This window comes from Paraburkholderia sp. RCC_158, assembly GCF_041355255.1.
GTDB classification, from domain to species: Bacteria; Pseudomonadota; Gammaproteobacteria; order Burkholderiales; family Burkholderiaceae; genus Paraburkholderia; species Paraburkholderia graminis.
In genome coordinates, this window is record NZ_JBFUPM010000052.1 from 1 (window position 1) to 9,031 (window position 9,031).

The 9,031-nt window shown below is 57.9% G+C and carries 7 protein-coding genes and 2 pseudogenes; 4 read left to right on the plus strand and 5 right to left on the minus strand.

Annotated features, from left to right (window positions below; all coding sequences use genetic code 11):
- Positions 1-74: 74 nt before the first annotated feature.
- Positions 75-1,136: pseudogene (locus tag AB6809_RS35820) on the minus strand (IS5 family transposase); the annotation flags it as partial.
- 265 nt (positions 1,137-1,401) lie between these two features.
- Between AB6809_RS35820 and AB6809_RS35825 the strand changes: the two are divergent.
- Positions 1,402-2,775: a M14 family metallopeptidase gene (locus tag AB6809_RS35825; protein WP_371028554.1), complete on the plus strand. Its 1,374-nt coding sequence runs from the start codon at positions 1,402-1,404 to the stop codon at positions 2,773-2,775.
- Positions 2,776-3,339: 564 nt separating this feature from the next.
- Here AB6809_RS35825 and AB6809_RS35830 read toward each other — a convergent pair.
- Positions 3,340-3,666, minus strand: coding sequence for a M14 family zinc carboxypeptidase (locus AB6809_RS35830; RefSeq protein ID WP_371028560.1), 327 nt, complete (start codon positions 3,664-3,666; stop codon positions 3,340-3,342).
- 861 nt (positions 3,667-4,527) lie between these two features.
- Between AB6809_RS35830 and AB6809_RS35835 the strand changes: the two genes are divergently transcribed.
- From AB6809_RS35835 to AB6809_RS35845, 3 genes are all read left to right on the plus strand, one after another.
- On the plus strand, positions 4,528-5,517 hold the full coding sequence (locus tag AB6809_RS35835; RefSeq protein ID WP_371028555.1) for a M12 family metallopeptidase: 990 nt from the start codon (positions 4,528-4,530) through the stop codon (positions 5,515-5,517).
- Positions 5,518-5,566: 49 nt separating this feature from the next.
- Positions 5,567-5,932 (plus strand): hypothetical protein, encoded by a 366-nt coding sequence (locus AB6809_RS35840; protein ID WP_371028556.1) that lies wholly within the window; start codon positions 5,567-5,569, stop codon positions 5,930-5,932.
- Between the two features lie 650 nt (positions 5,933-6,582).
- Positions 6,583-6,825, plus strand: coding sequence for a hypothetical protein (locus AB6809_RS35845; protein WP_371028557.1), 243 nt, complete (start codon positions 6,583-6,585; stop codon positions 6,823-6,825).
- A gap of 13 nt (positions 6,826-6,838) precedes the next feature.
- On the opposite strand, the gene AB6809_RS35850 is transcribed toward AB6809_RS35845, so the two are convergent.
- The 3 genes and pseudogenes from AB6809_RS35850 to AB6809_RS35860 all read right to left on the minus strand — a co-directional run bounded on the left by AB6809_RS35850 (position 6,839) and on the right by AB6809_RS35860 (position 8,771).
- A complete protein-coding gene (locus tag AB6809_RS35850) occupies positions 6,839-7,588 on the minus strand; it encodes a hypothetical protein (protein ID WP_371028558.1) in 750 nt (249 codons plus the stop codon).
- A gap of 260 nt (positions 7,589-7,848) precedes the next feature.
- A pseudogene (locus AB6809_RS35855) lies at positions 7,849-7,998 on the minus strand (IS6 family transposase); the annotation flags it as partial.
- A 458-nt stretch (positions 7,999-8,456) separates the two neighbouring features.
- Positions 8,457-8,771: a hypothetical protein gene (locus tag AB6809_RS35860; RefSeq protein ID WP_371028559.1), complete on the minus strand. Its 315-nt coding sequence runs from the start codon at positions 8,769-8,771 to the stop codon at positions 8,457-8,459.
- Positions 8,772-9,031: the final 260 nt, after the last annotated feature.

Here is a 9,031-nt window from a genome sequence, read left to right on the forward strand (position 1 = left end):
TTTGGCATTCAACCTGCACCTCTGAGTTCTTCAAATTAAGAAAATTCAGAGGCGACATCTAGTGTGACGCAGGGGGGGTGGTAGATCTTCACGCCGTCGAGCGTGACACCCTTGTATCCACGGCCGACGATGGCGACTTCCGGCTTGGCGTCGCACAGGATTGCCGCCTGTTCCAGCGCCTCAGCCAACGTATGACCGTCGTACGGATTGCCCGGCGTCGAGCGCATGCCAAGCACCAGTCGTTCCTTGTGAGTCGTCGTGATCGACACCTTCACTCCGAATTCGTACGGCTTGCGGGCCTTTCCTTTGGCCAGGCATTCGACTTCAGGCGCGTGTAGCGCATAAAGCTTGTTCTTGTCTTTCGGCTTCTGCGTCAGGATGCGCTTGGTGCGGCCAATCAGCTCCAGGAGTGCCGCACGGCCCGAGCCTGCCACCTGGGCAACCTGTCGCTCCACATCACGCATCACCCGTCCAACGCGCGAGCGTAACGTGCGTAACGCTTTCCTCATGCGTTTGTACTGCTTCGCGTGAGCGTAGCGGCCGATCTGCAGCCCCAGACGCGGCGCCTCGCGGTTGTAGTTCTGCCGCAGTTTCAGGCCGTGCCGTGCCGCGGCCTTCACCAGATGTTCGCGACACCGCTCGAGCAATCGTGAATCGGTTGGATGGGCGATCGCCTTCTCCATGACTGTCGTATCGACAATCACGCGCTTCACGCTCGAAGCCTTGATAACGCCAGCACGCTTTGCTGCTTCGACCGTCTCGGCCAGTAACTCTTCAATGCCGGCTTCGCCCAGGCGCTTGCGCCAACGCGTCAGGCTCGACGGGTCGATCGGCGGTTCGGTCTGCAAATAGGTCTCACCGGTGAACACCTGCCAGTATGGGTTCTCCACCCATTGCCAGACGACCTCTTCGTCGGACAGATCGAACGTGTGCTGCAAATACAGCAGACCCGCGATCAGGCATGGCGAGCTCGCCGGACGACCTTTGCCCGACACGAAGCTTTCGCTCATCGATGCGCCCAGCCGCTCCCAGTCAATCAAATCGGTCAGAGCTACCAAGGGATGCTTCAGCTTGATCTGTTCGCGCAGCGGTTGGCGAAAGAAATCTCCCTCGGTCACGGGCGTCTTCGGACCCATCTGCACCTCGTCAGGATTTGCAGGATTCATGCAGCAATTTGCCAGGTTTCTGCAATTCCCACAACACCATTTCGGCTCCAAAGCCCCGCCATATAAGACTCAACGAATTGTTCAGGTTCGACTCAGTACTTCATAGCAAGAAAAAAAATAGGTGAGAAACATTGCACGCCGCCCGGCCTTGCTACAGGCAAGTACTTATTGAAATAATCGACTCGCTCGCCGTTCTTAGTACGAAGGACCGGCCATGCGTCAAAGGAGAATCGACATGTCCCGCTATCACGCTCGCATCACAGGAAACGATTTCGCGGCCTTGGCAGATCTGGTAACGAAGTACAAGATCACGGTCGCGCGCCATACGATCGAAAAGGTTTCCGACGGCTACTGTGTCGACGCGCACGTAACAGATGAGCAAATCACGACGCTCACGGCGGCGGGCTATAAGGTCGAGCAGTTGGAGGACGCGGACGCTCAAGGTAAGGTGCGGCAATCGGAGGTACTCGCACGGAAGGCGGCGCCGCTCACGACCAATGCATTGTCGGTGGCTGCGGCCACGGCGTATCTCGATGTCGAACAGGTAGAAGCCGCGCTCGCCGCCGAGAGCGCTGCGCCCAACGACAGCTTCACGCAACTGATCAAGCTGCCTCATCCGACCTGGGAAAAGCGCACCTGTCACGCGCTGAAGATCGCAGAAGGCAGCGGCGCGAAGCGTCCCGGCATCTATTTTCTGGGCGGTGTGCACGCACGCGAATGGGGAAGCCCAGACATCCTGATTCATTTCGTACAACTGCTTTCGAATGCGTATCGAACGAATACGCCGATCACGATCGGTACCCGCACATTCGACGCGATGGATATCAGGAACGTTATCGAAACGAAAGACGTTTTTGTGTTTCCACAAGCGAATCCTGATGGACGTAATTACAGCATGACTGCGGAGTCGATGTGGCGCAAGAACCGGCGGCCCGCGCCTACAGGGCATACGAAGCCGCAATGTTGCGGCGTGGATATCAACCGCAACTACAATTTCCTGTGGAATTTCCCGCAGTACTTCGATCCACAGTGTCCCATTCAGAATTCCACTGATCCTTGCGACTATCAGGTTTATATTGGACCGTCGGCTGAGTCGGAGCCGGAGACGAAAAACGCTGTGTGGATGTTCGATACGTATCCGCACATTCAGTATTTCGTCGATCTGCATAGCTTTTCGGAAGACATCCTGTACAACTGGGGTGATGACGAGGACCAGAGCAGTCATCCCGACATGAACTTCCAGAACCCGGCCTACGATGGCAAACGCGGTATCGCAAGCGACCGAGCGTATCGTGAGTACATCGAAGCGGGGGACAAGAAAATCGCCGTCGAACTTGCCAACGAGATGCGCGATGCGATCAGGGCGTCGCGCGGACGCGTGTACAAGACCGAGCAGTCGATGAGCCTCTATCCGACGGCAGGCACCTCTGACGACTACGCGTACAGCCGCCACATCATTGATGCAAAGAAGGCGAAAGTGTTCTCTTATACGATCGAGTGGGGGAGCAAACATAATTCGACGCCGTTTCATCCCGTGTATTCTGAGATGAAGCAGATCATTGATGAGGTCACTTCGGGACTGCTGGCGTTTTGTATTGCGGCCAAGTGAGAGTGCTGGTTCAAAGCTCTTCGACCAGCATCACGCGGTGGCGTCGGCCTTTGGGGTGGCATTGCACGACCTCCTGATTTCGCCGTTGTGTTAACGCACGCGTCAGTTCAGCGATCGAAATCCGACTGTCACGGTCGGTTCGGGTGGGTTGCCAGCGACGAACGGACTCACTAGGGCACAGAGGGGCAACCCGGCGAGTTTTGTCGGCTGTGAATTCGGTTCGAGCGGAGCCTGGACGATGCTGCGCGGGGCGACACATCCTCTTTTGACCTCGTGAGTCGCACGGCACTGAACGTATCGCCGCCCTGACGCTTACCTGAGCATCGGGCGCGTCCCGCGACGCTGCAGACAAGATTTGCGTGAACGTCACTTGTCGTGGTCGTACTGATCGCAATGCGGGTTTGCTACCCACACGCATAGTCACGAATCGTGAGCGCTCACTAGCGAAGCAAATCTCCCCAACAACCCGTCTGACTTTGACTAATTAGAAGACCGTTGTACTGTGATACTGTTGAAAAAGTCGCCGCGGGGCTTTTTCAGTTTCCCCTCCAGAAAATCGGCCTCTCAGATCGCCCTACAAACCGCTCGCGCACGCCGGTCAAGGTGCGCAAACTGGTCGAACAACCATACGGCATTCTTCGTCTCGGGTTCCGAACACGCTTGCGGTCCAATATAGATATCGTGGTCGCAAGGATCCGTGGGATTCTGAACAGGAGAGTTCGGATCGAAATATTTGGTGAAGTCCCAAAGGAAGTCGTAGTTCCGGTCGAGGTCCACGCCAACGCACTCTGGCTGTGCGTGCCCCTGCGGCGCCGGCCGGCGGTTCTTGCGCCACATCGACTCATGCAGCATGCTGTAGTTGCGCCCGTCCGGATTCGCTTGCGGGAAGATGGCTTACGTCAGGACCCTCCTAGGGTCGGCACATCGCCGGTTGCGATGTTTTTTCGCAGCACCGGGTCACCTTGCCGGCATTGAGGAGTTGTTCTAAAGATGCGTCATGCGGCGTCTGATGCAACGCTCACAGTCAAATGAATTGTAGATGTGCGTTCAGACGCGCCTCGGTATGAATCGAGGAAGCATCGGACAAATTCAACGGCGTGTCGAATGTGCTTCGGATGCCTTCTGATTAGGCTCGCTCATCGTTTCGATCGGTGGCGCATACGAGCGGCGCCAAAAGGTTTGTCCAGAGCGGCAGCATAAGCGACTGCTTTTGCCGATCGCTGATTTCGGCCAGGGCGTTCCCATTCCATTGCTTCCTCATGTCAACTCTGGAAAAAGAAGCCCCTGACATGGCTTGGCCAACTGCTTTGCACTCGCGGAAATGAATATAATCAAACTAGTAACCCATTGCCTGGCATCCGGTTCTAATACGACAACGCGGACCAATCCGCCAAAATATAGCCCGGGTCAATTCTTTCGTCCTGCTTTCTTGACACTCTTAATTCACGAAACTAATTTGAAAGCTATACGAGGTGGATCGATATCGGCGATCCGCAACATGATGCGCTTGCTGACTACCGAAGACTCGTCATCGACTGGCTCCCGAGCAACGTAGCCTCGGCCTGAAAACAAGCAAGAGTTCACTTCGTAGCGACGCCCGGCGCGATGTATTGACATCACGCGAGCAGCAACGTCAAGCAACGAATGGTTCAACGCTCACGATCCCGCTGGCGGCAATCGCATACGACCGTGCGTGACAGCGCCTGGGATCAGGCGTGGCATGGGCCGAATTGATTTCATGGAGACAAGGCTATGAGCGCAAACGACGTAGAACTTCTCGACACACTTCGCAAGATTGCAGACGCAGCGAATACGGCAATCAATGGCAATAACGACGGCTCGGAGCACGAGCATGGTCATTCCTCGGCGTCCCAATATGAATCACAAGACAACTGTGGCTGCACGCTCAAATCACTCCCGCAGCGGCTCCTCGTAGAGGCCGCGCGGACGGCGAGAACGGTGAACCCGGTCAATGCGCCAGCCTATTTGCCGTTGGCATTCCTTCCCGCCAATGCCCCGCTTAAGCCGCTCGCCATCGCTGTCATGACCTCGAAGTATTGGGGACCTTCGCCGCGCCGGTTGACGGTCAGTTTCATGGAAACCACGCCCGCCGATCTGCGCACCCGCATCTTGAGTCACATGAACGCGTGGGCGACAAGGACGTCGATTTCGTTCGTCCAGACGAGCGGTGTCGGCGACGTCCGGATTTCTCGCGGTCAGGGCGGATATTGGTCATACTTGGGAACCGATATCTTGCATATCCCGAAGAACCGGCCGACCATGAATCTCCAGGACTTTTCCATGAACACCCCGCAAGGGGAATATCTGCGCGTCGTCCGACATGAGACCGGGCACACGCTGGGATTTCCGCACGAGCATATGCGAAAGGCACTCGTCGAGCACATCGATCCGCAAAAGGCATATGACTATTTCTGGAACACGTACCGGTGGGACAAGACCACTGTGGACCAGCAGGTGCTTACATCGCTCGATGAGAGGACGCTGATGGGCACTGCACCCGATCAGACATCGATCATGTGCTACCAGCTCCCGGGGACGATCACCCGTGACGGAAAACCTATCCTCGGCGGCATCGACATCAATCAGACCGACTACGGTTTTGCCGCGCGGATCTATCCGAAAACCGCGGCCGATACCGAACTCGGAGTGCGTGATACACCTCATGCTGCGACTGAACTGGACGAATGGGACGCTTCAGAAGATGTCGAGGTATCGCTGTGATGAGGCGTGATGGCCCGAGTGTCGGACAAGCGCGAGGGCGTAAGCGGCAATGGCCCGGCTGATCGAAGTGACATTGGGAGAATCGTTTCCTGAGAAGCTGACGATCGACGTGGGAGATGTGCTGACCTTTTCGGCGATTGGCGGGCGTGTTTGCACGAGTGCAAACACGCTTGAGCTTTTGGGCCCGTTTCTTCCTGGTATCGCGACAGGCAGCGGTGAAGTGCTGTCACCTGAGGGCCTGCCGAACACAGTAATGTTTTTGGCGTGCCGCGCCGGGCAAGCGTCGATCGAAGTATTCGTCGGCGACTTGTCGCAAGCGGCGCGCATCTTCAGGCTCGACATCGTCGTCAATGCGCATGCCGGCTCCGGCGCGCCATCCAGTCCTAAAGGAGAGCAGCCTTTTGTGAACGGCTAACGCTGCGATCGTCGATCAACGCATCGACGTGCGTATGGAAAGCAGATCTGGTCTGTCCGTGCTCCGGCACTCGACTATCCCGCCACCTTCGCCAGCATTTCCTGGAGGACAACATCACCGTCATCAAAGGCCGAGTCAATCGCGCAAGCCCGATGGGCGCAACGCTGACAGCGGACGGCACCGCGTTTCGCACGTGGGCTCCGAGTGCCCACTCGGTCGCAGTCTCGCCGGCGACGCACTGGGGGTGGCGGTGAAGAACTCCGGATGGCAGCCCGGAAGCGGCGATGCGCTGGAGGCGCTGGGGGACGGCACCTGGGCTGGCCTGCTGCAAGGCGTGACGGACTGCGACCCTTACCTGGTTTTCGTCGCGGGCGACGGTAGCGCGACCCGCTCGCGCGCGAGTTCAGCGACCTTCCGCCCTATCCGGATTCGTATTGCCTCGTCAGGGATCTTGCTACCTACCCGTGGCATGAGGATGCATGGCGGCCGCCGCCCTATAACGACCTCGTGATCTATCAACTCCACGTCGGTACCTGGTGGGCGAAGGACGCCGCTGGCGCCGACATGCGCACGACCCGCGCGGGCACGCTCCTCGATGTTGCCGCGAGGCTCGACTATCTGGCCGAGCTCGGCTGTAACGCATCCAGTTGTTGCCGATCCGGGAATTCGAAACATCGACAAGCCTCGACCACAATGGCACCGACCTCTATTCAACGGAGATGCTCTACTGCGTCACGGCCGACGAACTCGATTGGCGGCTCGCCCAAAACAATGCGATGCTCGCGCGTTTTCGCAAGCCATCGATCACGAAGGCTCAGCTCGCCCCGGGCGTCATGCCACCGGGTCATCGTCGGACCCTGGCGCCCCGCATGCTGGACGATCCGCGCGTCTAGAGCATCAGGCCGATCACGTGACTGCACTGCCGGTATCTGCGCTGTGCGATCCGAAGCGCCGCAACAGGCGGCCTTTTATCGTCGCCGCTTTCAGATCGAAGCGTCGAAGAGCGTCGCTGTCGTTGCCGAAAAACTGCGTGTTCGTTCCTTCGTGCGGATCGAAAAAGCCGATATAGCCGCCCGGATTCACGCCAAACGATCGAAGCGTCGTATCGCAGAAGTCGTTGCGGGCACCGACTTGCTCACCTGGCGTGAAGTACGCTGGCAAGACGAAGTTGGATACCTGCACACCGTCTATTTCGTAGCTTTGCCCCTGCACTGCGTCGCACATTTCGAAATAGTGATAGGCGATCCGGTCGCGCAGTTCGGGATGCGGTCCTTGCACGAGCAGGTTGCACTGCGGATCTCCGATCAGTTCGAGCGCCTCGTGCGAGAGGACCACCGACCAGTCGTCGCCGACTGCCTTGCACAACTCGAGCACCACCAGCCCATACGGGATGCCTGCGAGATTGCGCGCGTGGTAGCCGAGCGCATCGTTCGCCGTCACCGACTCGAGCACATAGATGATTGCGTCCCCGCGCAGTTCGGCCAGTTGCTCCACGGCCGCAGCCGGACCGGTGGCTCCCTCGACACGCAGACGACCGCCAAATGCCCAGTACGGCTCGAAGTCCTCGTTGACCTGCCGGTTGATCGCACGCACAACGCGAGTCATCTCCCGCTCCGGGATGGAACCCGAACGATTCACCACGGAAATTCCGAACATGCTGGCGCTCCTTAGTCGTTCGTTCGCAACGGACGTCGCCTGGACTTCAACGGCGTACATGGCTTGAAGAATCGGTTCGATTTCCTCGCGCGGCCGTCATGCATCGCTGGCGCTGCGCGCCTTCGAGCTCGCCGCCGAAGGGATACCTCTCGCCGCGGCTTTGTTCGGATGGGGGGTATTGCGAAGTTCGGGCGGATTGTGCAGAAGCACACCATCATAAAGCCAGTCCAGATCATGCCATACAAAGCCGGGCTGAAACAGAAGCCCATCATGGGGTTGATGACGCGCTTGATGGCGCGATGGTCCTGTTCGACAATGTCGTTGAGGTACTTGACCTGTCGGACCTTCACAGGCGTTTCCCGTTCAGCGTTGATGCTCTGGACGGCAGCCAGATTGGCGCCGCTTTTCTTTATCCGGAGTGAACGTCGGTCTCCGCTCGACTGAGGCGGATCGGCCCAGCGCGTGCCAGGTCAATTCAGTGCAGGCTGGGCGAACGTGAAATCCATCCACACCACGGGATTCGTGTAAGACCATTGCACTGCGCCGCCATGTGTTGGAAGGCGTACCAGCATCGGGTTATTCACATCGCCCGGCTTCTGTCGTGATGGATCAGACAGGATAATCTGATTCGGATCCCGGCTGACCTCATTGAATGTGAAGTACGAACCCGGCGCATAGGGAGGGTATTCAATCCACTTGTCGCCCTGCCTCTTGAACGACCCGTTTGCGGTCGTTATTTCTGATATTGAAGCGAAAGCGCCCGCAGGGGGAGCTCCCTCCAGCGGTTTCCGAAAGCTGGGTAACATCACCGGCACTAACGTGGTCAGAACACTTGCCTTGCAGTCATTGCCGTTTTTGATAGCGGCCGCTAGATCCGTCTGCAGAACTCCGCTGGAGCCACCTTCGTAGAACTGGCTGCTACGCCGGCATCCACGCCCAGCACCTTTTTGAGCAGGCCAGTGACTTTAGCATCCGCATTAGCCGACAAGGTAACCTGATTATTCTTCTCTTCAAGGGGTGCCTGCTGACAGATCTGCCCGGCAGCGTCCGCTATCTGCTTCAATGCTGCGGCTTGCTGCGCAGCTGTTTGCGGTAGAGTCGAATCCTGCGCCTGCGACAACTGCGCGGCGCCCGAAAGGACCACCCGTAGCAACGAACTAACGAACCGGTCTCGCATGATCATGGCCCTTTGGAACAATATTCGGCATTGACCCTTCCGCCAACATCAGCCGAAATCGCGATCAGATCGGGGAATATCGACCCTCACCGGCCTTCAGCGCGGCATCGTTTGCCTTGCCTTGCGCGACTCTTGCCGCGCTGGATTTCGTTATCGATCAACCTGTCCGGCTGTGTGTTCAGTCTGGATCCCCGGCGGTCACCTAAACTCCTCCGGGTGTGGTCACTTCAAACTCCTCCACCTTGCGGTCCGATCTGAGCAGACCG

Coding starts and splice junctions, on each gene's coding strand:
- AB6809_RS35825 (WP_371028554.1), top strand. CDS start 1,402: ATGTCCCGCTATCACGCTCGCATCACAGGAAACGATTTCGCGGCCTTG.
- AB6809_RS35835 (WP_371028555.1), top strand. CDS start 4,528: ATGAGCGCAAACGACGTAGAACTTCTCGACACACTTCGCAAGATTGCA.
- AB6809_RS35840 (WP_371028556.1), top strand. CDS start 5,567: ATGGCCCGGCTGATCGAAGTGACATTGGGAGAATCGTTTCCTGAGAAG.
- AB6809_RS35850 (WP_371028558.1), bottom strand. CDS start 7,588: ATGTTCGGAATTTCCGTGGTGAATCGTTCGGGTTCCATCCCGGAGCGG.
- AB6809_RS35860 (WP_371028559.1), bottom strand. CDS start 8,771: ATGATCATGCGAGACCGGTTCGTTAGTTCGTTGCTACGGGTGGTCCTT.